The sequence below is a fragment of the Janthinobacterium sp. LPB2021202312-11-4 genome, from assembly GCF_037049705.1.
Lineage (GTDB): Bacteria > Pseudomonadota > Gammaproteobacteria > Pseudomonadales > Pseudomonadaceae > Aquipseudomonas.
Window position 1 is genome coordinate 210,248 of the sequence record NZ_JBAGKV010000006.1, and the last position, 23,872, is coordinate 234,119.

Sequence of the window (23,872 nt, forward strand, 5' to 3'; positions counted from 1 at the left end):
CCGTGGCATTCGTACAACTCGCCGAGGGCGAACTGCACTACCAAATTCAAGGACCGCAACTCTATGGCCCGGAGGAGGCGCCGGTGCTGGTGTTGTCCAACTCGCTGGGCACCAACCTGCACATGTGGGACGCACAAATGGCGGCGTTCACTGAACACTTCCGGGTGCTGCGTTTCGATACCCGTGGTCACGGCCAGTCGCTGGTGACGCCGGGGCCTTATACCATCGAGCAATTGGGCCATGATGTATTGGCGCTGCTGGACGCTTTGAACATTGAGCGTGCGCATTTCTGTGGTTTGTCCATGGGCGGTTTGATCGGGCAGTGGCTGGGGATCAATGCCGGGCAGCGGTTGAACAAACTGATCGTGTGCAACACCGCCGCGAAAATCGGCGATCCGTCGGTGTGGAACCCGCGCATCGAAACCGTGCTGCGTGACGGCCCGATGGCCATGGTCGCGTTGCGTGATGCCTCGATTGCCCGCTGGTTTACGGTGGACTTTGCCGAGGCCAATCCAGCGACGGCGAAGCAGATCACCGACATGCTCGCCGCGACCTCGCCGCAAGGTTACGCGGCCAATTGCGCTGCCGTGCGCGATGCTGATTTCCGTGATCAGTTGGCCGCGATCAAGGTGCCGCTGCTGGTCATCGCCGGCACCGAAGACGCGGTTACGCCGCCGTCCGGTGGGCACTTTATTCAGGACCATGTGCAGGGCGCCGAGTACGCCGAGTTCTACGCGGCGCACCTGTCCAACGTCCAGGCCGGCGCCGCGTTCAGCGAGCGGGTGCTGGCATTTTTATCGAAGCCTTGAGGAAAAGTTTGTGGATGAGAAACAACGTTACGACGAGGGCCTGACCGTCCGCCGCGCAGTACTGGGTGATGCTCACGTCGATCGCAGTTTGAATGCCCTGACCGAGTTCAACTCGGAGTTCCAGGAAATGATCACCCGCCACGCCTGGGGCGACATCTGGACCCGTCCGGGCCTGGAGCGCCACACCCGCAGCCTGATCACCATCGCCATGCTGATCGGCATGAACCGCAGCGAAGAACTCAAGCTGCACCTGCGCGCCGCCGCCAACAACGGCGTGACCCGTGGCGAGATCAAGGAAGTGATCATGCAGAGCGCGATCTATTGCGGGATTCCGGCGGCGAACGCGACGTTCCATTTGGCGGAGTCGGTGTGGGATGAGTTGGGGGTTGAGTCGCGGGAATAGCGTAACGGCCTTAAAAAGATCGCAGCCTTCGGCAGCTCCTACAGGGGAATGTGAAACACCTGTAGGAGCTGCCGAAGGCTGCGATCTTTTGCTTTGGGTTTACAACAAACTGATCGGATAGCTAACGATCAAGCGATTCTCATCAAACTCGTTGTTGCTGAAGTCCCGACGCATGGTCGAGTTACGCCATTTGACGTTCAAATCCTTGAGCGTGCCGCTCTGCACCGTGTAGCCCAGTTCCGATTCGCGGCCCCATTCCTTGCCGTCGCGGGTGGTTGCGGTGTGCACGTTGTCGCCGCTGATGTAGCGGTTCATCAGGGTCAGGCCGGGAATGCCGAGGGCGACGAAGTTGTAGTCGTGGCGCACTTGCCAACTGCGTTCCTGGGCGTTGTCGTAACTGTTGTTGTAACTGTCGTTGGCCAGGGTCCCGCCGCTGGTGCCGTTGACGCGCATCCAGGCGCTGTCGCCAGTGAGTTTTTGCAGGCCGACGTAGAAGGTGCTGCCGCCGTACTTGGCCGAGAACAGCCCGGACCAGGTCTTGTTGTCCAGTTCGCCGGCCCGGGCGCTGCCGTCGTCCTTGCCGTAGAAGTAACCGAGGTTGGCGCCGAGGGTCCAGTCGCCCAGCGGCTGGGTGTGGATCAGGTTGACGAATTGCTGGCTGTAGATGTCCTTGAGTTCAGCGTTCCACAGGCCGATCTGGGTGTGCTTGTCGTTGAAGGTGTATTCGCCGCCCTGGAAGTTGAAGCGGTCGGAGGTGAACGCCGCTTTGCCGACCATCGACATGTCACTCATGCTGCTGTCGTCCCGTGGGCTGTTGGCGCGGAACTGCCCGCCGTACAGGGTCAAGCCGTCGATTTCCTTCGAGGTGATCTGCCCGCCACGGAAGGTTTGCGGCAGGGAGCGGCCATCGTCCGAACGCAGGATCGGCAGCACCGGCATCCATTCGCCGACCTTCACTTCGGTCTGGGACAGTTTGGCCTTGAACGCGACGTTGGTGCGGCCAAAGGTGTCCGCCGGGCGGCCGTCGTGGTCCAGCGGCAGCAACTGGGTTCCACCGGTGCCTTTGCCGCCATCGAGTTTTACCGAGTACAGCCCCAGTACATCCATACCGAAGCCGACCGTGCCTTGGGTGAAACCGGACTTGGCGTCGAGGATGAAGTTTTGCGTCCATTCTTCGGCCTTGCCCTGGGCCTTGGTCGGGTTGGTGAAGTTGCGGTTGATGTAGAAGTTGCGCAGGTTCAAGTTGACCTTGGCCCCTTCGACAAACCCTGATTCTTCGGCCACAGCAGGCAGGGCGCTGCCGGCGATGGCGGCGGCGATGAGGCTGGGAAACAGGTACTGCGCGGAGGAAGGCTTCATGGGCTCGGGGCTCTCTAATTGTTAGGGGTGAAGCAGGGCGTTGCCGCAACCTGAGGGTGCAGACACAAGAGTTGAAATCGAGGGGGGATCGGGCGAGATCAGCCGGACAGGGCGGGGCGCGGGGGCATGGTGTCGAACCTGTTGTTATTGGTTTTGTGGAGCGAATGGTGCGGGGGATGGGCGGGGGGATTCAATTGGGGAACGCGGGTTTTGGGCGATTATCGAACGGCAAAAAATCAAAAGATCGCAGCCTTCGGCAGCTCCTACGCGTTTGCGGGCGTTGTGAGTTTTTTACTTTCTTTTGCTCCAACAAAAAGCCCACCAAAAGGTGGGCTTCTTGTCTTCACAGCGCTATCAGAACAACTTCAACTTCGGCGCTTCTTCTTTCAGCAGTTCGTTCTTCGCGGTCTGCTCGTTCCAGCCACCGCCCAACGCTTTGTACAGATTGACCGCACTGACCAGTTGCGCCAAACGGTCAGTGATCAGCGCCTGTTGGGCACTGAACAACTGACGCTGGGCATCGAGGAAGGTCAGGTTGCTGTCGACACCAATGCGGTAGCGACGCTCGGCCAAACGGTAGTAGTCCTGGTTCGCGGTGACGAAATCACGCTGCGCCTGCAACTGCTCGGTGTAGGTCTGGCGTGCGGCCAGGCCGTCGGCGACTTCCTGGAAGGCCGTTTGAATGGACTTCTCGTAGTTCGCCACGCCGATGTCTTTCTGGATTTTCGAGTAATCCAGGCTGGCACGCAGGCTGCCGGCGTTGAAGATCGGCAGGTTGATCTGCGGCTGGAACAGCCAGGTCCCCGAACCACCCTTGAACAGACCGGACAGGTCCGGGCTCAAGGTCCCGGCATTGGCGGTCAGGCTGATGCTCGGGAAGAACGCCGCGCGCGCCGCGCCGATGTTGGCGTTGGCGGCCTTCAGGTTGTATTCGGCCTGAAGGATGTCCGGACGACGTTGCAACAAGTCCGACGGCAAGCCTGGCGGAACATCGCTCAGCAGGTCATCCGACAGCGGCTTGGCCGCTTGCAGATTGGTCGGGACGCCGGTGCCGAGCAGCAGCACCAGGCTGTTTTCGTCCTGGGCGACCTGACGGGTGTACTTGGCCAGTTGCGCCCGGGCGTTTTCCACCGAGGTACGCGACTGCGCCAGGTCCAGCGCCGAGGCTACACCGACTTCGTTGCTGCGCGAGGTGAGCTTGTAGCTCTCCTCGAATGCACCGAGGGTGTCCTGAGTCAGCTTCAGCAGTTCCTTGTCGGCCTGCCAGGTCAGGTAGGCGTTGGCCACACTGGCCACCAGGCTGATCTGGGTACTGCGCCGGGCTTCTTCGGTGGCGAAGTACTTCTGCAGGGCTTCTTCGCTCAGGCTGCGAACCCGACCGAACAGGTCGAGTTCATAGGCACTGATACCGACCGTGGCCGAGTACGAACTGGAGATGCTCGATTCACCGGTTTGCGAGGCCCGTGCCGGGACGCGCTGGCGGCTGCCGCTGCCATTGGCCGAAACGGCGGGGTACAGATCGGCACGCTGGATACGGTACTGAGCGGCGTAAGCGTCGATGTTCAAGGCCGCGACACGCAGGTCGCGGTTGTTTTCCAGGGCCACCTGAATCATCTGTTGCAGCGCCTGATCATGGAAAAACTGCTTCCAGCCTTGTTCGGCGGCGGCCTGGTTCGGCGCCTGGGCCGGCGAATACGCCGGACCTTGCGGGAACTGATTCGCCACTGGTGCGGCGGGCTGCTGATAATCAGGAATCAGCGAGCAGCCACCGAGCACGAAAGCGGCAACAGCTAGGGAGAGTAGCGACTTGCTCATTGGCCAGCCTCTTTAGGAGTTTCAGTTGCGTCATCCGGATCAGCGATTTTGCGCTGGCCGATGGACGACACGGTGACGAAGAACAGTGGGACCCAGAAGATCGCCAGGATCGTGGCCGTGATCATACCGCCAATTACCCCGGTACCGATCGCATGCTGGCTACCCGAACCGGCGCCGGTGGAGATTGCCAGCGGAACCACACCCAGAACGAAGGCCAGCGAGGTCATGATGATCGGCCGCAGACGCATCCGGCAGGCCTCGATGGCCGCGTCGCGCAGGCTGCGTCCTTGCTCATGCAAGTCCTTGGCGAATTCGACGATCAGAATGGCGTTTTTCGAGGCCAGACCGATGGTCGTCAACAAGCCCACCTGGAAGTACACGTCGTTCGACAAGCCGCGCAGGCTGGTGGCCATCAGCGCACCAATGATCCCCAGCGGCACCACGAGCATGACCGCGATCGGAATCGACCAGCTCTCATACAGCGCCGCCAGACACAGGAACACCATCAGCAGCGACAGGGCGTACAACGCGGGTGCTTGCGAGCCGGACAGACGTTCTTCATACGACAGACCGGTCCAGGAAATACCGACACCCGCCGGCAGTTTCTTGGCAATGGCTTCGACTTCGGCCATGGCTTCACCGGTGGAGTAGCCCGGCGCCGGAGCCCCGAGAATTTCCATCGCTTCCACGCCGTTGTAACGGGCCAGTTTCGGCGAACCGTACACCCACTCACCCTTGGCGAAAGCGGAGAACGGCACCATGGTCCCGGCGCTGTTGCGCACATACCACTTCTTCAAGTCTTCAGGGCTCATGCGGGCGCCCGGTTGACCTTGCACGTACACCTTCTTCACTCGACCACGGTCGATGAAGTCGTTGACGTAGCTACTACCGAAGGAGATCGACAGCGTGCTGTTGATGTTGGCGAGGGTCAGGCCCAGGGCGCTGGCTTTCTCGTCGTCGATTTCCAGTTGGTATTGCGGCTCATCGTTCAAGCCGTTCGGACGCACCTGATACAGCACTTTGCTTTGCGCGGCCATGCCGAGGAACTGGTTGCGAGCGGCCATCAGCTTGTCGTGACCGATACCGGCGCGGTCCTGCAGGAACACGTCGAAACCGGTGGCGTTACCCAATTCCAGTACGGCCGGCGGGGCGAAGGCGAACACCATCGCATCGCGGAAGCTGAAGAAGTGCTGCTGGGCGCGGCCTGCCAGGGCAAACACGCTGTTGCTGGCGTCACGCTCGCCCCACGGTTTGAGCATGATGAACGCCAGACCGGAACTCTGCCCGCGACCGGCGAAGTTGAAGCCGTTCACGGTAAACACCGACGCCACCGCGCCGGATTCTTTCTCCAGCAGGTAGGAGCGCATCTCGTCGATCACCACTTGCGTACGTTCGGCGCTGGAACCGGCCGGGGTCTGCACCTGGGCGAACAGTACGCCCTGGTCTTCTTCCGGCAGGAACGCGGTCGGGATACGGGTGAACAGCCAGATCATGCCAACAATGATGATCAGGTAGGCCAGCAGGTACGGCGCCTTGTGCGTGAGCATGTTGCCGACACCGCGCTCGTAGCTTTTGACGCCACGGTCGAAGTTACGGTTGAACCAGCCGAAGAAGCCGCGTTTCGGTGTGCCGTGCTCGCCTTTCGGAATCGCCTTGAGCATGGTGGCGCAAAGGGCCGGGGTGAAGATCAGGGCAACCAGTACCGACAGGGCCATGGCCGAGACGATAGTGATCGAGAACTGTTTGTAGATCACACCGGTGGAACCGCTGAAGAACGCCATCGGCAGCAATACCGCCGACAGCACCAGGGCGATACCGACCAGTGCACCCTGGATCTGCCCCATGGATTTCTTGGTGGCCTCCTTGGGTGACAGACCTTCTTCGCTCATCACCCGTTCGACGTTTTCCACCACGACGATGGCATCGTCCACCAGCAAGCCGATGGCCAGCACCATGCCGAACATGGTCAGGGTGTTGATGCTGAAACCGAACGCCGCAAGAATCCCGAACGTACCCAGCAGTACCACCGGCACGGTCATCGTGGTGATCACGGTGGCGCGGAAGTTTTGCAGGAACAGGAACATCACCAGGAACACCAGCACGATCGCTTCGACCAGGGTTTCAACCACACCCTTGATCGATTCGGTCACCACCGGCGTGGTGTCGTACGGGAACACCACTTCCATCCCTTGCGGGAAGAACGGCTTGAGGTCGTCGATGGTTTTGCGCAGGGCCTTGGCGGTGTCGAGTGCGTTGGCGCCGTTGGCCAGTTTCACCGCCAGACCGGAAGCCGGTTTGCCGTTGAACTGCGCCGCGATGCTGGAGTTCTCGCCGCCCAGACCGACATCGGCGACATCACCGATGCGCACTTGCGAACCGTCCTTGTTGACCTTCAGCAGGATCGCCTTGAACTGCTCGGCAGTCTGCAGACGGGTCTTGCCGATGATCGTGGCGTTCAGTTGCTGGCCAGGCAGCGCCGGCAAGCCACCGAGTTGGCCGGAAGACACTTGAACGTTCTGCGCCGAGATCGCGGCGCTGACATCGGCCGGGGTCAGGTTGTAGTTGTTCAGCTTGGCCGGGTCGAGCCAGATGCGCATCGCGTACTGGGCACCGAAGACCTGGAAGTCACCGACACCGGCGGTCCGCGAGATCGGGTCCTGCATGTTCGACACGATGTAGTTGGACAGGTCGTCCTTGGACATGCTGCCGTCTTGCGACACCACGCCGATTACCAGCAGGAAGTTTTTCACTGCCTTGGTCACGCGGATACCCTGTTGCTGTACTTCTTGCGGCAGCAGCGGGGTGGCCAGGTTCAGTTTGTTCTGGACCTGAACCTGCGCGGTATCGGAGTTGGTGCCCTGCTCGAAGGTCGCGGTAATGGTCATGCTGCCGTCGGAGTTACTTTCCGACGAGACATAACGCAGGTTGTCGATACCGTTGAGCTGTTGCTCGATGACCTGCACCACGGTGTCCTGCACGGTTTGTGCAGAGGCGCCCGGGTAGGTCACGGAGATGGCGATGGCCGGTGGCGCAATGCTCGGGTATTGGTTAATTGGCAGCTTGAGGATCGATAGAGCCCCGACCAGCATGATCACCAGGGCAATTACCCAAGCGAAAATCGGACGGTCGATAAAAAATTTCGACATGGTTTACTCCCCTTTGCCGCCTGCAGCTTTATATGGTGCAGGCGCAGGGGCCGGGTTTTTTGCAGACACGTTGGTCGCTTCGGTCGGTTTCACTTCAATACCCGGTTTGACGAATTGCAGCCCTTCGGTGATCAGGCGATCACCGGCCTTCAGGCCGTCTTCGATAAGCCACTGGCTGCCGACGGTGCGGCTGGCCTTGAGCTGACGCAGTTCGACCTTGTTGTCCGGGCCGACGACCAGCGCGGTCGGGGTACCTTTGAGGTCACGGGTCACGCCTTGTTGCGGTGCCAGAATGGCGGCGGCGTTCACCCCGGACTGCAATTTGGCGTGAACGAACATGCCGGGCAGCAAGGTGTGATCAGGGTTCGGGAACACGGCTCGCAGGGTGACGGAGCCGGTGGTCTGGTCGACTGACACTTCGGAGAACTCCAGCTTGCCGTCCTGCTTGTACTCGCTGCCGTCTTCCAGGGTCAGTTTGACGGCCGCAGAGTTGTCACCGGCCTTTTGCAGGCGACCGCTTTCCAGTTCGCGGCGCAGCTCAAGCAGCTCCACCGAGGATTGGGTGACGTCGACGTAGATCGGGTCCAGTTGCTGGATCACGGCCATGGCGTCGGCCTGACCATTGCTGACCAGCGCGCCTTCGGTGACGTTGGAACGGCCGATACGGCCGGTCAGCGGTGCGTAAACCTTGGTGTAGCGCACGTTGATCTGGGCGGTCTGCAGGGTCGCTTCGGACTGCAAGCGGTTGGCCACAGCGGTGTCGTATTCCTGACGGCTGACGGCTTGCTCGTTGACCAGTTGCTTGTAACGATCAGAAATCGATTTGGTCTGTTGCAGGCTGGCCTCGGCGCTTTTCAGCGTCGCTTCGTAGACCGACGGATCAATCTGATAGAGCTGCTGGCCGGCTTTGACATCGCTGCCTTCCTTGAACAGGCGCTTGAGAATGATGCCGTTGACCTGTGGGCGAACTTCCGCGATGCGGTACGCACTCGTGCGGCCCGGAAGCTCGGACGTCAGGGTAAAGGCTTGAGGTTGCAGGGTGACGACGCCGACCTGAGGGGCGGGAGGGGCAGGAGGGGCCTCTTCCTTTTTGCATCCGCTGAGCAGTGATGCCAAGGCGACGGCAGTGACCAGAGCGGTAACAGCTGGCTTGAATTGCATGAAGATCCTCGGGTCAGGCGCGCAAACTGCGCACTCGAAAGGTGGAAGGGTAAAAAATGTGCGCTGAGTGGATAAGTAGCTTGCTAAGGAATATACTTACGTTCATGGTTGTTTGTAAATACCTTGGCTGCGTACCCACATCGTTACAAAAGCCGTTCAAAGGTTTGAATTGTAGGCCGGGGACGAGACCCAAGAGCGTTCGCCCCACTTTTATTCAGCACATGTTCAGACATTGCTGAGGCATCCTGATTGAGGTTTTACTGCCATGGTCCGTCGCACCAAAGAGGAAGCTCAAGAAACCCGTAGCCAAATACTCGAAGCGGCAGAGAAAGCCTTTTACGAAAGGGGCGTTGCGCGCACGACGCTGGCGGACATCGCCACCCTGGCTGGCGTCACTCGCGGGGCCATTTACTGGCATTTCAGTAACAAGGCGGATCTGGTGCAGGCCATGCTCGATAGCTTGCATGAGCCACTGGACGAGATGGCCAAAGCCAGCGAGAGCGAGGACGAACTCGATCCGCTGGGCTGCATGCGCAAACTGCTGACTCATTTGTTTCATCAAGTTGCGCTGGACCCGAAAACCCGGCGCATCAACGAGATTCTGTTTCATAAGTGCGAATTCACCGATGAAATGTGTGACCTGCGCCAACAGCGCCAGACGGCCAGCCTCGACTGCAACGTCCGTATCGCCCTGGCCCTGAGTAATGCGGTGAATCGGGGGCAGTTGCCGGAAGACCTCGACACGGCTCGCGCGGCCATCAGCCTGCATGCCTACATCGACGGCATCCTGTACCAGTGGTTGCTGGCGCCCGACAGCTTCGAACTGCACACCGAAGCCGAACGGTGGGTCGATACCGGGCTGGACATGCTGCGCCTGAGCCCCAGCCTGCGCAAATGAAACAAAATGCGTAATTGGCCGGTGCCACTCGCCTTGTGCCATGGGTGCTTTTATATACGCACTAGTAGCAGGTTGATAGGTAGTGAGCTACGTATTTTGTAGGGAAATTGTGTTGATGGCGTGACGGAGCACAATTGACGAGGCTGCATGAGGGCATTCGGCGCGGCAACCCGAGGCAACCGCGCTGAGCCTGCTTGACTGTGCCGCTCGGTTCAAATCACTTGAACCGGTTTTATTCCAGCGTCATTTCCCATTCGAAATGCCAAGGAGGTCAGTCTCCTTCTGTACGACTTGGCGATATATCGAATGGTCTCCTCCCCCAGAGAGTAGATAGAAGTTGTGGGGCCGGGCCGTTTCGGTCGACCCAATAACGCCAAAAGTCACGCTGCTTTCCAAGCTGAATTGAAAGTTGATGCTGACGTCTTCATCGCCAAGATCATGAACTTATCAAAAATATATTTTGCCGTTTTGCGTTGAGTTGGAATTCTCTTTGAATAAAAAAGCCCCGGCTCTTGAGAGTCGGGGCTTTTTATTTCAATCGTTATTTACAGTGTTGGGTAGTCGATGTAACCGACCGGCCCTTTACCGTAGAACAACTCCGGACGTGCTTCATTCAGCGGAGCATCAGCTTTCAGGCGCGCTGGCAAATCCGGGTTGGCAATAAACGGCACGCCGAAAGCGACCGCATCCGCCTTGCCGCTGGCCAGCCATTCGTTGGCGCTGTCCTTGGTGAAGCGTTCGTTGGCGATGTACGGGCCGCCGAAGGCTGCTTTCAATTGTGGGCCGAGGCTGTCGCCGGCTTCTTTCTCGCGGGAGCAAATGAAGGCGATGCCTCGTTTGCCCAGTTCGCGCGCCACGTAAGTGAAGGTCTCGGCCAGGTTGTCGTCGCCCATGTCATGGGAGTCGGCGCGCGGTGCCAGGTGCACACCGACACGGCCAGCGCCCCAGACTTCGATGGCGGCGTCGGTCACTTCCAACAGCAGGCGAGCGCGGTTTTCCAGGGAGCCGCCGTAGTTGTCGGTGCGCTGGTTGGTGCTGCTTTGCAGGAACTGGTCGAGCAGGTAACCGTTGGCGCCGTGGATTTCCACGCCGTCAAAACCGGCTGCCTTGGCGTTTTCGGCGCCGGTGCGGTAAGCGTCGATGATGTCGGCGATTTCAGCGGTTTCCAGGGCGCGCGGTGTTGGGTAGTCGGCCAATGGGCGAACCAGGCTGACGTGGCCTTTAGGCTGGATGGCGCTCGGGGCGACCGGCGCTTCGCCGTTCAGGTACGACGGGTGGGAAACCCGGCCAACGTGCCACAGTTGCAGGAAGATCTTGCCGCCCGCGCCGTGGATCGCCTTGGTCACGTTGGCCCAGCCGCGAACCTGGTCGTTGGACCAGATGCCCGGGGTGTCCGGATAGCCGACGCCCATCGGCGTGACCGAAGTGGCCTCGCTGAGGATCAGGCCGGCGGAGGCGCGTTGTACGTAGTATTCGGCCATCAGCGCGTTGGGCACACGGCCCTCGTCGGCGCGGCAGCGGGTCAGCGGCGCCATGATGATGCGGTTGGCCAACTCGAGGTCGCCCAGTTTGATCGGATCGAAAATAGTCGTCATTGAAATAGCTCTCTTTTGAAGATCAATTAGTAGTGGCGGGGGCCAGATCGGGATTGCCGCTCTGACGGAAAGTAATCAGGGTCACCAGCAGGGCGAGTACCGCCAGTGCGGCCGCCGCGAGGGGCACGCTGGTCAGGCCGAAACCGTGGGCGATGACGCTGCCGCCGACCCAGGCACCGAGGGCGTTGCCAACGTTGAAGGCGCCGATGTTCAGGGTCGAGACCAGGTTGGGTGCCGCTTTGCCGAAGGTCACGACGTTCACTTGCAGGGCCGGAACGGCGGCGAAGCACGCAGTGGCCCAGAGGAACAAGGTGATTTCGGTCGGGATCACGGCCACGCTGGTCCAGGTCAGCACGGTGGAGACCACGGCCATGGTGATGAACACGCCGATCAGCGTCGCCGCCATGCCTTTGTCGGCCAACTTGCCGCCGATGATGTTGCCGACGGTCAGGCCCAGGCCGATGAGCATCAAGGTCCAGGTCACGCCGCGCGGCGAGATGCCGGTGATTTCGCCCAGCAGCGGCGCGACATAGGTGAACAAGGTGAAGACCGACGCGGCGAACAGCGCCGTCATGCTCAGCGACAGCCAGATCCCGGCGCCGTTGAGGGCGCGCAGTTCGGCGCGCATGTCGAGTTTTTCTTCATCGCGCTTGGCCGGCAGGAAACGGATCAGACCGATCAGCGCAATCACGCCAATCACCGTCACCGCCCAAAACGTCGAGCGCCAGCCGTATTGCTGACCGAGCGCGGTGCCCAGCGGAACGCCGAGAACGTTGGCCAGGGTCAGACCGGTGAACATCAACGCTACGGCAGAAGCGCGTTTATTGGCCGGCACCAGGCCGGCCGCCACCACCGAACCGATACCAAAGAACGCACCGTGGCACAGGGCAGTGACCACCCGGGCAAACATCAGCACGTTGTAGTCGCTGGCCAGGGCGCAAAGCAGGTTGCCGACGATGAAAATCCCCATCAACGCGACCAGGGCGGCCTTGCGTGGCAGCCGTGCGGTGGCCAGTGCCATGAACGGCGCACCGATGGCCACGCCCAGGGCGTAACCGGTCACCAGCCACCCAGCACCGGGAATCGACACACCGAGGTCCGCCGCCACATCGGGCAGCAGGCCCATGATGACGAACTCGGTGGTACCGATGGCGAAGGCGCTCAGGGCCAGAATGAGGAGCGAGAGGGGCATTGTTGATTCCTTGTCGGCTGGCTGACGTAAAGGGTCAGAGCGTATTGCTGAAAGTGCGGAGGAATTCCTGAATGGTTTCCTCATTACGTTTGAAAAAATGCCACTGGCCGACTTTGCGGCTGCTGATCAGGCCGGCGCGTTGCAGGGTCGCCAGGTGCGCAGACACCGTGGACTGCGACAAACCGCAACGTTGATCGATCTGCCCGGCGCAAACGCCGTGCTCGTTGCTGTGGGACTGGTCGGGGAATTCGACGGTCGGGTCTTTAAGCCAGTGCAGGATGTCTCGGCGTACTGGGTGTGCCAGGGCTTTTATTATTTCGTCGAGGTCGAGAGGCATGGTGTGGGCTCGTGATGAGTAAAACGCTATATCGCGATGGGGCGAACTTTAAATCGTTGAATCGCGATATACCAATATGATTTCGGTCTGATGTCCGACTAAATCGGTATATCGAGTTATAACGATATGTGTGCCGCAGTGCTAAGCTGCGGGGCATGAATTATCTCGCACATCTGCACCTCGGTGGCCAGCGCCCCGGTCAATGGCTCGGCAGCCTGTATGGCGATTTCGTCAAGGGACGGCTGCAAGGGCAGTTCGATCCGGAGATCGAAGCGGCCATCCAGTTGCATCGCAGCATCGACGTATTCACTGATCGCCATCCCTTGGTCGACATCGCGCTGTCGCGGTTTTCTGTCACTCGTCGGCGTTATGCCGGGATTGTGCTCGACGTGTTTTTCGACCATTGCCTGGCCCGGGACTGGACGCTCTACTCGGATCAGCCGCTGGCGCTGTTCACCTCGGACGTGTACCGGGTGTTGTCCAGCGAGCCGCAGTTACCGGAACGCCTGGCGAAGATCGCGCCGCACATGGTGGCCAATGACTGGTTGGGTTCTTACGAGGATTTTGAGGTGTTGGCGCAGGTGCTGCGGGGGATTTCCCGGCGCTTGACCAAGCCTGAGGAACTGGCCGGGGCGATGCAGGAATTGCGGGTGTTGTATGAGCCGTTGAGCGAGGATTTCCGGTTGTTCTACCCACAGCTCCAGGCTTTCGCCAACAGTCGCTGACACACATTACCTGTAGGAGCGAGGCTTGCCCGCGAAGGGGCCTCTGAGAGCGACAAAAGCTTCGCGGGCAAGCCTCGCTCCTACAAAAAGCACTACGCGGCGATGAGTTCGCCGGCACGCCGTGGTTCGGCAGGCTTGGCCACTTCGCCAAACAATGCTTTCTGCACCGCCTGCTGCGCTTCGAACGCCAGCGCTGCCCGCTCGCGGCCTTCGCAGGCAATCGGCTTGAGCAGATGAATCTCCACGTCCCCACGGTCATTGGCGAACAGGCGCATCAAGTGCGACAGCAAATCATCGTCGCCGATAAACGGTGCCAGCGAATCCACTTCACCGTCGCGCAGGTAACGAATCGCCACCGGCTGCAACTTCACATCGGAATCAATCGCCGCTGACAGCAGGCGCCCATGAAAGGTACGCAATGAGCGGCCATCGGTGGTGGTGCCTTCCGGGAACATCAGCAGCGGATGTTTCTGTTCCAAGTGACGGGTCATCTGTTTGCGGATCAACTGGCTGTCGCCCGAACCCCGACGAATAAACAGGCTGCCGGCCTTGGCCGCCAACCAGCCGGCCACCGGCCAGGTGCGCACTTCGGCTTTGGACAGGAAGGACAGCGGCGTGATCATCCCCAGCAGCGGGATGTCGGTCCAGGACACGTGGTTGCTGACCCACAGCATCGGCTGTTTCGGCAGTTCACCGTGAACGGTGACGTTAAAGGGCAGGGCGTTGCCCAGGCGCGCCATGAAAAACCGCGACCAGCGCTGACGCCGAACCATCGAATGCGCAATCCCGGCGCGCTCGAATACGCCAAACACACTGGCCATGGTCAACCCCAGCGCCACCACCACCAGCACTCGCGCAATTCGCGCGTACACCCGAAGACGGCTCATTACATGGCCGCCTTGAAGTGCTTGGCGTAACGCGGGCAGAGTTCGTCGCGCTTGAGCAGGATGAACACGTCGGCGACCTGGAAGTCTTCGTCCCAGCATGGCTCGCCGCAGATCTTCGCGCCCAGGCGCATGTAGGCCTTGAGCAGCGGTGGCATTTCGGCGATGACGTTGGACGGGATATCCAAAACAGGCAGTGGCTTTTTCGGCTCGGCCCGCAGGTTCTCCGTGCACAGGTAGCGTTCGCGCAGGCGCTGCATGATGGCGTGGGCCTGAATCCCGCCATCCTGCATCGGAATGCTCGCGCAACCCATCAAGTAGCTGTAGCCGCCCTGATTGAGGACTTCGGCCAGTTCACCCCAAAGCACGGCGATGGTACCGCCGTTGCGGTAGGCCGGGTCGACGCAGGTGCGGCCGATTTCCAGGATCGGGCCTTTGAGCGACACCAGGCCGTGCAGGCTGAATTCTTCTTCGCTGTAGAACTTGCCGAGGCTGCTGGCCGCCGTGTGGTCGAGCAGACGGGTGGTCGCCACCAGACGCCCGGTGTTCAAGTCACGCACGCCGATGTGGGCGCAGTGAACATCATAGTCATCCATGTCCAGGCCCAGCTCCGCGCCTTTCAGCTTGGCGTTGAACTCGCCACTGAAAACGTTGAAGCGCAAGGCCTGGGCTTCTTGCAAAGCCTCGGTGCCGATCAGGCGTTCGGCTTGCAGGCGGCGTTCATTGCCGGTGTCGCTGATGCGGGCGATCTGAGTCATTGCGAATCTCCGTACGGGCCGTGCACCCGTCGTGGGTTGCAGCCGATCGACTTTCTTTATGCAGCCGTGTTGTGCAAAGTCAGGCTATGTAGCCCCGGTGTCATCGCCGTTAAGCTTTGGTGATGCTTATATGACAGCCCACAAGGAGCCTCTTATGCCCTGGCAAACCCTGTTGAATCGCCGCGAACGCCTGCCGGCCAATCCGGACCTCGCTGAAGGTTTCGCGACCTTGTTGCATCAGTTGGGCCCGGTGACACCGTTCGAACTGGCGGTGGCCGGCGCACGTTTGATGGCGACGCCGGGACTGGCGTTTCTGGTGGGTTATCAAGCGGCGTTGCGCGTGCTGTGGCCGAGTGCACCGCCGAGCCTCGGCGCCCTCTGCGCGACCGAGCAGCGCAGCCTGCGCCCGGCGGACATGCAGACCCGGCTCCAGGACCTGCGCCTGAACGGACGCAAGGATTTCGTCACCGCCGGCGACGCCGCTGACTGGCTGCTGATCGCCGCCCGCAGCGAAGCACTGGGCGAAGACCCGCGCCTGAGCCTGGCGGTGGTCTATCCCGGCGAGCCGGGCGTGCGCCTGGAAAAACTCCCGGCCATCGCGTTGATGCCGGACATCAGCCATGGCCGGGTGTTTCTCGACAATGCCTTTTGCGAATTGCTGGCCGGCGATGGCTGGGACGCTTACGTCAAACCCTTCCGCACCCTGGAGGACATCTACGTGCTCAGCGCCATGACCGCGTGGCTGTATGGCGTCGGACAGGACAGCGATTGGCCGCAAGCCCTGCAACTGCGCTTGCTGGCGCTGTTGGCCGGGTGTGCGGAAGTCAGTCGCCAGGCGCCGGGCAGTCCGGCCGGGCATGTGTTGTTGGGCGGGTTGTTTGCGCAGTTTGACGGGCTCAAGGCTGAGGTGGACCAGGCCTTGGCTGATGGACCGCCATTGTGGGCGACGATGTGGCAGCGCGATCAAGCGGTGATGGATCTGGCAGCGGGCGCGCGCGGCAAGCGCTTGGCCAAGGCATTGGCCGAGTTATAAATCGCCCAGCGTAGGAGCTGCCGAAGGCTGCGATCTTTTGATCTTGATTTTAAAAAACGAAGATCAAAAGATCGCAGCCTTCGGCAGCTCCTACGGGGGATGTGTGTGCCGAAAGATTGTCATGATTTTCGACTAGGCTCAGCAGGTGCTGATCCTTGCGAGCCCACCCCATGTTCAAAGGCTTGTCCCTGCTTTTCATACTGCTGCTCAGCCTCTCGGCCCACGCCGAAACCTGGCCCGCCGAGCAGTGGCCGCAAGGTCCGAAAATCACCGGCCCGGCCCTCGAAGCCTTGGAAACCTACGCCTTCCCGACCCGCGACGACAGTACTCGAAAAGGCATCCGCACCGACGCCTTGCTGGTGATCCGCGACGGTCAACTCATCTACGAACGCTACGCCGGCCCAACCAGCGCCGACACCCCGCACCTGACGTGGTCCATCAGCAAAAGCCTGATGGCCACGGTGCTTGGCGTCGCTTATGGCGAAGGCTTGTTCTCACTGCAGGACCCCGCCGTGAAGTTTTACCCGGCGCTGGAAAATCACCCGGCGATCACCCTGGCCGACCTGTTGCACTGGGCGTCTGGCCTGGATTGGCAGGAAGACTACGAGTACGCGCCGCTCAAGTCCTCGGTGGTGGCGATGCTCTACACCCTGGGTCACGGGAATATGGCGGCGTTCACTGCCGGGCACGATGAATACGCCGCACCGGGTCAAGCGTTCCGCTATTCCAGCGGTGACAGCAATTTGCTCTCGGCGGCGCTGAAAAATATCGTCGGCCCGAGTCGTTATCCGGACTACCCGTGGACCGCATTGTTTGAACCCTTGGGGATTGGCCATGCGGTTTGGGAAACCGACGCCACCGGAACGTTCGTCGCCTCGTCCTATGCCTACCTCACCGCCCGGGATCTGGCGCGAATCGGGCTGTTGATGGCCCGCGACGGGCGTTGGGGCGATCGGCAATTGCTGCCCAAGGACTGGGTCGCGTTCAACCGCGAACCCTTCGCCGGTTATCGCGCCCATCAGGACACCGCCGTGCCCGGCGGCCAGTGGTGGCTCAATCGCGCGGTGGACGGCGCGGCACAACCGTGGCCTGCGGCGCCGGCCGATACGTTCGCGGCGTTGGGCCATTGGGGCCAGGCGCTGTATGTGATCCCCAGCGAAAATCTGGTGATCGTCCGTTACGCCGATGATCGCGATGGCAGCTACCAGCACGATGAGTTGCTCAAACGGGCGCTCAAGGCATTCGCCGGGAAGGTGCAGCCATGAGTCGTTTTGTTCGCCGTCGGCCGTTCAGCACGCTGTTATTGCTGCTGTTGATCGCCATGCTCGGCTGGATCTGGCAGGAGCGGGTGGCGTTGTGGGCGTTCCCGGACATCATCAGCGCCTACACGGCCAAGGAATATTGCTCGTGCCGTTATGTGATGAACAACGACGCGGCGTATTGCCGGGGTTATGTGAAGCAATGGTTGCCGTTTAGCGGGTTTAGCGATGACGAAGCCAGCAAGCACGTGACGGTCAGTGGCATGGGGCGCAGCAATAGCGCGTCGTGGGTCGGTGAACGGCAGGGATGTCGGTTGGTGCCTTAAAAGATCGCAGCCTTCGGCAGTTCCTACGGGGCGTATAGCGGTAGGAGCAAGGCTTGCCCGCGATGGCGATCTCAAGGACGTCATCGCGGGCAAGCCTTGCTCCTACGAAAAGCGATCTTTGATCTTCAAGGTTTGCAACACGCCCACGCCCGGTTAAGGTTCGTGCAGGTTTATCTGCCCCTCGAGTTTCTATGTTCAACCGCTCCCTCGCTCAAACCCTCGCCTTCCTGCTGCTGGCCGGTGCTGCGCTGTCGGCCCGCGCCGATTGGTACCTGGACGGCGAGTCGTCGCGGCTGTCGTTCATCAGCACTAAAAACGCCAACATCTCCGAAGTGCAGCGCTTTTTGGTGTTGCACGGCAAGGTCGATCCCTCGGGGCTGGCGCAAGTGGAAGTCGAGATGGATTCGGTCAACAGCGGCATCCCGCTGCGTGACGAGCGGATGCGTAAGGACCTGTTCGAGATCCAGACGTTTCCCGATGCGCTGATCACCGCGCAAATCGACCTGCGCCCGATCAACGACCTAGCCCCCGGCGCACAGCTGGAATTGCGTTTGCCGCTGACCGTCAATCTGCATGGCAAACAACACGAATATAACGCCGAACTGTTGGCGACCCGGCTCGATGACCGGCGCTTTCAAGTGGTGACCCTGGAGCCGCTGGTGATCAACGCTGAAGATTTCGACCTGGCCCCCGGGCTGGAAAGTTTGCGTAAGGTTGCCGGTTTGTCGGCGATCAGTCTGTCGGTGCCGGTGGGTGCGGTACTGATTTTCACGGCGCGCTGACATGGCCGGTGCCGTATTTCCGTGGCGTGAAGGCAACCGCTTCGAATTGCTGATCGACGGTCCGCAGTTCTTTCCGCGCATGCTGGTGGCGATTGCCCGCGCCGAAGAACAAGTCGAGCTGGAGTTGTACCTGGTGGAGGCGGGCGCCTGCGCCGAGGCCATGGTCCAGGCGTTGGTGCAAGCCGCCGAACGCGGTGTGCGGGTGCGTTGCCTGTTCGATGATTACGGCAGCCTCGCGTTTACCCTGAACCTGCGTCAACGGCTGACGGCGGCGGGGGTGGAACTGCGTTTCTACAATCGCCTGAGCTGGCGGCGCTGGGTCGGCAACTTCTACCGCGATCACCGCAAGTTATTGTTGGTGGACCAGCACCTCGCAGTGGTCGGCGGCACGGGCGTGACTGATGAATTCTGGACCCCGGGCGAAGACACCAGCGAATGGCACGAAGTGATGGTTGAAATCACTGGCCCGCTGGTGCTCGACTGGCAATTGCTGTTCGACCGCCAATGGATCGCCAACCGCCATCGCCGTGCCTGGAAACCTGCCTCGCACTTTGGCCTGCCACGTTTGCCGCGCCTGCCTTCAAAGGGCGAAGGCATGGGCCGGGTCGCCTATGCCGACGCTCGCCAGCACCGGGATATCCTGCAATCGCTGGTGCGCGCGCTCAACAGCGGGCAGCGGCGGATCTGGTTGGCCACGCCGTACTTCCTGCCAACCTGGAAGGTTCGTCGTTCGCTGCGCCGGGCCGCCGCCCACGGTATCGATGTACGCCTGCTGCTGACCGGGCCGCGCACCGATCACCCGTCCGTGCGCTACGCCGGGCACCGCTACTACCCGCGATTGCTCAAGGCCGGGGTGAAAATCTTCGAGTACCAGCCGTGTTTCCTGCACCTGAAAATGGTGCTGGTGGACGATTGGGTGAGCATCGGCTCATGCAACTTTGATCACTGGAACCTGCGCTTCAATCTGGAAGCCAACCTTGAAGCGCTGGACCCCGGATTGACGGCGGCGGTGGTGGAAAGTTTTGAAAAGGACTTCTCTCTGAGCCAGGAAGTCAGCCTCGAGGCCTGGCAACGCCGACCGCTGTGGCGGCGGGTCAAGCAAAGGATTTGGGGATATGTGGATCGGCTGGTGGTGAATCTGCTGGATCGACGGGGGTAGCCACTAACGCCCAACACCCCTGTAGGAGCGAGGCTTGCCCGCGAAGGCGGCGTGACAGTCAACGAAGAGGTTGAATGTGAAGGCCTCTTCGCGGGCAAGCCTCGCTCCTACAGGAGAAGCGAGGTTCGGGGATTACAGCAGTTCGAAGCTCTGCTGCGTCACGTCCTGGGAGTCCAGGCCGATCTGCACGTTGAACTTGCCCGGTTCCGCCGCGTACTTGAGCTGGGCGTTGTAGAACTTCAGGTCGTCCTCGGTAATGGTGAAGTGCACGACTTTCTGTTCACCGGCCTTGAGCATGATTTTCTGGAAGTTCTTCAGTTCCTTGACCGGGCGGATCATCGAACCGGTCACGTCCTGGATGTACAACTGCACCACGGTTTCGCCGTCACGCTTGCCGGTGTTCTTCACCGTGACACTGGCGTCGAGCGTGCCGGTCTTGTTCAGCGTGGTCGATGACAGGGCCATGTCGCTCAGGCTGAAATCGGTATAGCTCAAGCCGAAACCGAACGGGAACAGCGGGCCCGTGGTGTCATCGAAATACTGCGAGGTGTAGTTGCCCGGTTTGCCCGGCGTGAACGGTCGGCCAATGCTCAGGTGGTTGTAGTAGGTCGGAATCTGGCCCACCGAACGCGGGAAGGTGATCGGCAGTTTGCCCGACGGGTTGTAGTCGCCGAACAGCACGTCAGCGATGGCGTTGCCGCCTTCGGTGCCGCTGAACCAGGTTTCCAGAATCGCGTCAGCCTGTTCTTTCTCGTCGAGAATCGACAGCGGACGGCCGTTCATCAATACCAGCACCAGCGGCTTGCCGGTGGCTTTCAGCGCCTTGATCAGCTCACGCTGGTTGGCCGGGATGTTCAGGTCGGTGCGGCTCGACGATTCGTGGGACATGCCACGGGATTCGCCAACGGCGGCAACCACCACGTCAGCGTCCTTGGCGGCTTTCACCGCTTCGTCGATCAGCACCTGGGCCGAACGCGGGTCGTCCACCACTTCCGGGGCATCGAAGTTCAGGAAGTTGAGGTAATCGAGGACTTTCTTGTCACTGGTGATGTTGGCGCCACGGGCGTAGATCAGCGTCGCTTTGTCGGCCACGGCGGCGTTCATGCCGTCGAACAGGGTCACCGATTGCGCCGGCTTACCGGCAGCGGCCCAGCTGCCCATCATGTCGATCGGCGCTTTAGCCAATGGGCCGACCAGGGCGATTTTCGCGGTTTTCTTCAGTGGCAGGGTTTCGTTCTGGTTTTTCAGCAATACCATGCTGCGACGGGCAACGTCCCGGGCTTCCGGGCGGTGCAAACGGCTTTCGGCGTAGGTGTCGGCCGGATCATCCTCGGCCTTGCCGATGCGCAGGTACGGGTCCTTGAACAGGCCCATGTCGTACTTGGCGCCGAGCACTTCGCGCACGGCGTTGTCGATGTCGCTCTGCTGGATTTCGCCTGCTTTCAACAGCCCTGGCAGTTCTTTGCCGTACAGGGTGTCGTTCATGCTCATGTCGATGCCGGCTTTGATCGCCAGCTTCGCTGCTTCACGACCATCCGCTGCAACACCGTGCTTGATCAGCTCGAAAATCGCCCCGTGGTCGCTGACGGCCAGGCCCTTGAAGCCCCATTCCTTGCGCAACAGGTCGTTCATCAGCCAGGTGTTGGCGGTGGCCGGCACGCCGTTGATCGAGTTCAGTGCAACCATCACCCCGCCAGCGCCGGCGTCAATCGCGGCGCGGTACGGCGGCAGGTAGTCCTGATACATCTTGACCGGGCTCATGTCGACCACGTTGTAGTCGCGACCGCCCTCGACCGCGCCGTACAAGGCGAAGTGCTTGACGCTGGCCATGATGCTGTCGGCCGCGTTGGCGCCCTGGCCCTGGAAGGCCTTGACCATCACGCCGGCAATGCGCGACACGAGGTAGGTGTCTTCACCGAAGCCTTCTGAGGTGCGGCCCCAGCGCGGGTCGCGGGAGATATCCACCATCGGCGCGAAGGTGATGTCGAGGCTGTCAGCGGCGGCTTCCTGGGCGGCGATGCGCCCGGAGCGGGCGATGGCGTCCATGTCCCAGCTCGACGCCAGGGCCAGGCTGATCGGGAAAATGGTCCGGTGGCCGTGGATCACGTCATAGGCGAAGAACATCGGGATCTTCAACCGGCTGCGCATGGCCGCGTCCTGCATCGGACGGTTTTCCGGGCGGGTGATGGAGTTGAACGTGCCGCCGATGTTGCCGGCGGCGATTTCCTTGCGGATCAGCTCGCGGGGCATTTCCGGGCCGATGCTGATCAGGCGCAACTGGCCGATTTTTTCATCGAGGGTCATCTGCTTCAGCAAGTTGCTGACGAAGGCGTCCTTGTTCTCTAGAGGTGCGGGGGTCGTGGCGGCCAGTACGTTATGACTGGCCAGGCTGACGAACAGGCCCAGCAAACACAGCTTCTTCATGAATGGTTTTCTCAAAGGCCTAAACGGCAGTGAATACGCGCCGGTCAGCCAAAATTTAGGGAGCGACTATTGTTGTTCAAGTAAATGCAGCACACTTCTGAAGCGTTTTTGTACTGGGGCATCTTTTAGCCCATTGCCACGCTGCAATCCAGTAGTGGCGGCAGATTATGCCCCAAGAGCCCGGTTCTTGGGTCGCAGGCAGATTTTCAACGGATTGTGCACGGGAGCATCACCTACATGAATGTAAGACTCAACTATCGCTCGAGCCTGCAAGTCGCAGCGCTGATGCTGCTGACCACGCTGCTGGCCGGCTGCGGCATCAACAACATCCCGACCCTCGACGAACAGGCCAAGGCGGCCTGGGGCCAGGTGCAGAACCAGTACCAGCGCCGCGCCGACCTGATCCCCAACCTGGTGGAAACCGTCAAGGGCTACGCCAAGCACGAAGAAGACACCCTGACCGCCGTGATCGAAGCCCGGGCCAAGGCAACCTCGATCCAGGTCGATGCAAAAACCCTGGATAACCCGGAAAAACTCAAACAATTCCAGCAGGCCCAGGACCAGTTGACCGGTGCCCTGAGTCGTTTGATGGTGGTGTCCGAGCGCTACCCGGACCTCAAGGCCAACCAGAACTTCCTGGCGCTGCAATCGCAACTTGAAGGCACCGAGAACCGCATAGCCGTGGCCCGCCGTGACTTCATCCTCGCGGTGCAGAAATACAACACCGAAATCCGCACCTTTCCCGGCCGTCTGTGGCACAGCGTGATGTACAGCGATTTGCCGATCCGCGAAACCTTCGAAGCCACCAGCCCGGACGCCGAAAAAGCGCCGCAAGTCAAGTTTTGACCGACGCAACTTAACGGCGAACGAATATCCCCGTAGGAGCTGCCGAAGGCTGCGATCTTTTGATCTTGATCTTTTTGAAATCGCCAAAATTCAAGATCAAAAGATCGCAGCCTTCGGCAGCTCCTACGGGGTTGTGTTGATGGCTATGCACGGATGAGGTTGCCAATGCGCGTGTTGAAGATGGGCCTGGTGCTGTTGCTCTGGGTGTTCGCAGTCACGGCCCAGGCCGAATTGAAGTTCCCGCCGCTGACCGGGCGGGTGGTGGACAACGCGCAGTTGATCGAGCCGGCGGTGCGCGAGCAGTTGAGCCAGCAGCTCCAGGCCCACGAGGCCGCTACCGGCGAGCAGTTGGTGGTGGTGACGTTGCCGGACTTGCAGGGCACCGACATCGCCGATTTCGGTTACCAACTCGGTCGTGCCTGGGGCATTGGCCAGAAGGACAAGAACAACGGTGCGCTGCTGATCGTCGCGCGGGATGAGCGCAAGTTGCGCATCGAAGTCGGTTATGGCCTGGAAGATCGCCTGACCGATGCCCAGAGTTCGGTGATCATCAACCAGGTGATCACCCCGGCGTTCAAGACCGGCAACTTCAGCAAGGGCATCAGCGACGGGGTTGCGGCGATGCTGGTGGTGTTGGGCGGCAGTCCGCTGGACGAGCCGTCGACGGTGTATGACTCCGGCGGCGACGAGCAGAGCGATTTCGTCTCGCGACACCCGGGCCTGTTCATCTTTCTGGTGCTGCTGTTCATCCTGACTGTTTTCATCTGCCAGATGCTCGGTATCCTTCCGGCCGGTCGCGGCGGCTCCGGTGGTTCGGGGGGCGGCTTCGGTGGTGGCGGTTTTGGCGGCGGTGGTGGGGGCGGTGGCTTCAGCGGCGGCGGGGGCAGTTTCGGGGGCGGCGGTTCGTCGGGCGGCTGGTGATCACACTGCGTTTAATAACAATAGCGAACAGGCATTCGTA

General features: G+C 60.8%; 21 protein-coding genes. 11 read left to right on the forward strand and 10 right to left on the reverse strand.

Going from position 1 to position 23,872, the window contains the following annotated elements; genetic code table 11:
- Positions 1–2: 2 nt before the first annotated feature.
- Both pcaD and pcaC read left to right on the forward strand, forming a co-directional pair.
- A complete protein-coding gene (pcaD, locus tag V5E99_RS09325) occupies positions 3–809 on the forward strand; it encodes a 3-oxoadipate enol-lactonase (protein WP_499802189.1) in 807 nt (268 codons plus the stop codon).
- Between the two features lie 10 nt (positions 810–819).
- Positions 820–1,212, forward strand: a complete 393-nt coding sequence (gene pcaC / locus V5E99_RS09330; RefSeq protein ID WP_499802190.1) for a 4-carboxymuconolactone decarboxylase — start codon at positions 820–822, stop codon at positions 1,210–1,212.
- Between the two features lie 99 nt (positions 1,213–1,311).
- Here pcaC and V5E99_RS09335 read toward each other — a convergent pair whose 3' ends face one another.
- The 4 genes from V5E99_RS09335 to emhA all read right to left on the reverse strand — a co-directional run bounded on the left by V5E99_RS09335 (position 1,312) and on the right by emhA (position 8,693).
- A complete protein-coding gene (locus V5E99_RS09335; RefSeq protein WP_499802191.1) occupies positions 1,312–2,571 on the reverse strand; it encodes an OprD family porin in 1,260 nt (419 codons plus the stop codon).
- Between the two features lie 354 nt (positions 2,572–2,925).
- Positions 2,926–4,386: an efflux RND transporter outer membrane subunit EmhC gene (emhC, locus tag V5E99_RS09340; protein ID WP_499802192.1), complete on the reverse strand. Its 1,461-nt coding sequence runs from the start codon at positions 4,384–4,386 to the stop codon at positions 2,926–2,928.
- Positions 4,383–7,532 carry an efflux RND transporter permease subunit EmhB gene (gene emhB, locus V5E99_RS09345; protein ID WP_499802193.1) on the reverse strand — a complete coding sequence of 1,050 codons (3,150 nt, stop codon included), beginning with the start codon at positions 7,530–7,532 and terminating at the stop codon, positions 4,383–4,385. Before emhB ends, emhC begins: the two co-directional genes overlap by 4 nt.
- 3 nt (positions 7,533–7,535) lie before the next feature.
- Positions 7,536–8,693, reverse strand: coding sequence for an efflux RND transporter periplasmic adaptor subunit EmhA (gene emhA / locus V5E99_RS09350; RefSeq protein ID WP_499802194.1), 1,158 nt, complete (start codon positions 8,691–8,693; stop codon positions 7,536–7,538).
- Between the two features lie 265 nt (positions 8,694–8,958).
- Here emhA and emhR point away from each other — a divergent pair, with 265 nt between their 5' ends.
- Positions 8,959–9,591 (forward strand): efflux system transcriptional repressor EmhR, encoded by a 633-nt coding sequence (gene emhR, locus V5E99_RS09355; RefSeq protein WP_499802195.1) that lies wholly within the window; start codon positions 8,959–8,961, stop codon positions 9,589–9,591.
- A gap of 545 nt (positions 9,592–10,136) precedes the next feature.
- Here emhR and V5E99_RS09360 read toward each other — a convergent pair.
- Genes V5E99_RS09360 through V5E99_RS09370 form a run of 3 tightly spaced genes read right to left on the reverse strand, consistent with a single transcriptional unit; the run spans position 10,137 to position 12,715 of the window.
- Complete coding sequence (locus V5E99_RS09360) at positions 10,137–11,186, reverse strand: alkene reductase (protein WP_499802196.1); 1,050 nt, start codon at positions 11,184–11,186, stop codon at positions 10,137–10,139.
- Between the two features lie 22 nt (positions 11,187–11,208).
- The gene (locus tag V5E99_RS09365; RefSeq protein ID WP_499802197.1) at positions 11,209–12,378 is read right to left on the reverse strand and encodes an MFS transporter; all 1,170 of its coding nucleotides are present in this window, start codon (positions 12,376–12,378) and stop codon (positions 11,209–11,211) included.
- 34 nt (positions 12,379–12,412) lie between these two features.
- Positions 12,413–12,715: an ArsR/SmtB family transcription factor gene (locus tag V5E99_RS09370; protein ID WP_499802198.1), complete on the reverse strand. Its 303-nt coding sequence runs from the start codon at positions 12,713–12,715 to the stop codon at positions 12,413–12,415.
- Between the two features lie 155 nt (positions 12,716–12,870).
- Between V5E99_RS09370 and V5E99_RS09375 the strand changes: the two genes are divergently transcribed.
- Entirely contained in the window at positions 12,871–13,440 is a 570-nt protein-coding gene (locus V5E99_RS09375; protein ID WP_499802199.1) for an acyl carrier protein phosphodiesterase, read from the forward strand.
- Positions 13,441–13,532: 92 nt separating this feature from the next.
- On the opposite strand, the gene V5E99_RS09380 is transcribed toward V5E99_RS09375, so the two are convergent.
- Positions 13,533–14,327 carry a lysophospholipid acyltransferase family protein gene (locus V5E99_RS09380; RefSeq protein ID WP_499802200.1) on the reverse strand — a complete coding sequence of 265 codons (795 nt, stop codon included), beginning with the start codon at positions 14,325–14,327 and terminating at the stop codon, positions 13,533–13,535.
- Positions 14,327–15,082 carry an L-ornithine N(alpha)-acyltransferase gene (gene olsB / locus V5E99_RS09385; protein ID WP_499802201.1) on the reverse strand — a complete coding sequence of 252 codons (756 nt, stop codon included), beginning with the start codon at positions 15,080–15,082 and terminating at the stop codon, positions 14,327–14,329. The genes V5E99_RS09380 and olsB overlap by 1 nt, the downstream gene beginning before the upstream one ends.
- 154 nt (positions 15,083–15,236) lie before the next feature.
- Between olsB and V5E99_RS09390 the strand changes: the two genes are divergently transcribed.
- The 5 genes from V5E99_RS09390 to V5E99_RS09410 all read left to right on the forward strand — a co-directional run bounded on the left by V5E99_RS09390 (position 15,237) and on the right by V5E99_RS09410 (position 19,641).
- On the forward strand, positions 15,237–16,115 hold the full coding sequence (locus tag V5E99_RS09390) for an acyl-CoA dehydrogenase middle domain-containing protein (RefSeq protein WP_499802202.1): 879 nt from the start codon (positions 15,237–15,239) through the stop codon (positions 16,113–16,115).
- Positions 16,116–16,270: 155 nt separating this feature from the next.
- Entirely contained in the window at positions 16,271–17,380 is a 1,110-nt protein-coding gene (locus V5E99_RS09395; RefSeq protein ID WP_499802203.1) for a serine hydrolase domain-containing protein, read from the forward strand.
- Positions 17,377–17,700: a hypothetical protein gene (locus tag V5E99_RS09400; protein WP_499802204.1), complete on the forward strand. Its 324-nt coding sequence runs from the start codon at positions 17,377–17,379 to the stop codon at positions 17,698–17,700. The genes V5E99_RS09395 and V5E99_RS09400 overlap by 4 nt, the downstream gene beginning before the upstream one ends.
- Positions 17,701–17,891: 191 nt before the next feature.
- The gene (locus V5E99_RS09405; RefSeq protein ID WP_499802205.1) at positions 17,892–18,482 is read left to right on the forward strand and encodes a YceI family protein; all 591 of its coding nucleotides are present in this window, start codon (positions 17,892–17,894) and stop codon (positions 18,480–18,482) included.
- 1 nt (position 18,483) lies between these two features.
- Positions 18,484–19,641 carry a phospholipase D-like domain-containing protein gene (locus V5E99_RS09410; protein ID WP_499802206.1) on the forward strand — a complete coding sequence of 386 codons (1,158 nt, stop codon included), beginning with the start codon at positions 18,484–18,486 and terminating at the stop codon, positions 19,639–19,641.
- A 132-nt stretch (positions 19,642–19,773) separates the two neighbouring features.
- Here the strand turns inward: V5E99_RS09410 and bglX are convergent, their stop codons facing one another.
- Entirely contained in the window at positions 19,774–22,065 is a 2,292-nt protein-coding gene (bglX, locus tag V5E99_RS09415; RefSeq protein WP_499802207.1) for a beta-glucosidase BglX, read from the reverse strand.
- 237 nt (positions 22,066–22,302) lie between these two features.
- Here bglX and V5E99_RS09420 point away from each other — a divergent pair, with 237 nt between their 5' ends.
- Complete coding sequence (locus tag V5E99_RS09420; RefSeq protein ID WP_499802208.1) at positions 22,303–22,911, forward strand: LemA family protein; 609 nt, start codon at positions 22,303–22,305, stop codon at positions 22,909–22,911.
- Between the two features lie 165 nt (positions 22,912–23,076).
- Positions 23,077–23,832 (forward strand): TPM domain-containing protein, encoded by a 756-nt coding sequence (locus V5E99_RS09425; RefSeq protein WP_499802209.1) that lies wholly within the window; start codon positions 23,077–23,079, stop codon positions 23,830–23,832.
- The last annotated feature ends 40 nt before the right edge of the window (positions 23,833–23,872 follow it).

What these genes read in the sequence shown, in the direction of transcription:
- V5E99_RS09390 (WP_499802202.1), top strand. Translation starts at nt 15,237, where the DNA reads ATGCCCTGGCAAACCCTGTTGAATCGCCGCGAACGCCTGCCGGCCAAT.
- bglX (WP_499802207.1), bottom strand. Translation starts at nt 22,065, where the DNA reads ATGAAGAAGCTGTGTTTGCTGGGCCTGTTCGTCAGCCTGGCCAGTCAT.
- emhB (WP_499802193.1), bottom strand. Translation starts at nt 7,532, where the DNA reads ATGTCGAAATTTTTTATCGACCGTCCGATTTTCGCTTGGGTAATTGCC.
- V5E99_RS09370 (WP_499802198.1), bottom strand. Translation starts at nt 12,715, where the DNA reads ATGCCTCTCGACCTCGACGAAATAATAAAAGCCCTGGCACACCCAGTA.
- V5E99_RS09380 (WP_499802200.1), bottom strand. Translation starts at nt 14,327, where the DNA reads ATGAGCCGTCTTCGGGTGTACGCGCGAATTGCGCGAGTGCTGGTGGTG.
- V5E99_RS09420 (WP_499802208.1), top strand. Translation starts at nt 22,303, where the DNA reads ATGAATGTAAGACTCAACTATCGCTCGAGCCTGCAAGTCGCAGCGCTG.
- V5E99_RS09375 (WP_499802199.1), top strand. Translation starts at nt 12,871, where the DNA reads ATGAATTATCTCGCACATCTGCACCTCGGTGGCCAGCGCCCCGGTCAA.
- V5E99_RS09365 (WP_499802197.1), bottom strand. Translation starts at nt 12,378, where the DNA reads ATGCCCCTCTCGCTCCTCATTCTGGCCCTGAGCGCCTTCGCCATCGGT.
- emhA (WP_499802194.1), bottom strand. Translation starts at nt 8,693, where the DNA reads ATGCAATTCAAGCCAGCTGTTACCGCTCTGGTCACTGCCGTCGCCTTG.
- V5E99_RS09405 (WP_499802205.1), top strand. Translation starts at nt 17,892, where the DNA reads ATGTTCAACCGCTCCCTCGCTCAAACCCTCGCCTTCCTGCTGCTGGCC.
- emhC (WP_499802192.1), bottom strand. Translation starts at nt 4,386, where the DNA reads ATGAGCAAGTCGCTACTCTCCCTAGCTGTTGCCGCTTTCGTGCTCGGT.
- V5E99_RS09410 (WP_499802206.1), top strand. Translation starts at nt 18,484, where the DNA reads ATGGCCGGTGCCGTATTTCCGTGGCGTGAAGGCAACCGCTTCGAATTG.
- V5E99_RS09425 (WP_499802209.1), top strand. Translation starts at nt 23,077, where the DNA reads ATGCGCGTGTTGAAGATGGGCCTGGTGCTGTTGCTCTGGGTGTTCGCA.
- olsB (WP_499802201.1), bottom strand. Translation starts at nt 15,082, where the DNA reads ATGACTCAGATCGCCCGCATCAGCGACACCGGCAATGAACGCCGCCTG.
- V5E99_RS09335 (WP_499802191.1), bottom strand. Translation starts at nt 2,571, where the DNA reads ATGAAGCCTTCCTCCGCGCAGTACCTGTTTCCCAGCCTCATCGCCGCC.
- V5E99_RS09360 (WP_499802196.1), bottom strand. Translation starts at nt 11,186, where the DNA reads ATGACGACTATTTTCGATCCGATCAAACTGGGCGACCTCGAGTTGGCC.
- emhR (WP_499802195.1), top strand. Translation starts at nt 8,959, where the DNA reads ATGGTCCGTCGCACCAAAGAGGAAGCTCAAGAAACCCGTAGCCAAATA.
- V5E99_RS09400 (WP_499802204.1), top strand. Translation starts at nt 17,377, where the DNA reads ATGAGTCGTTTTGTTCGCCGTCGGCCGTTCAGCACGCTGTTATTGCTG.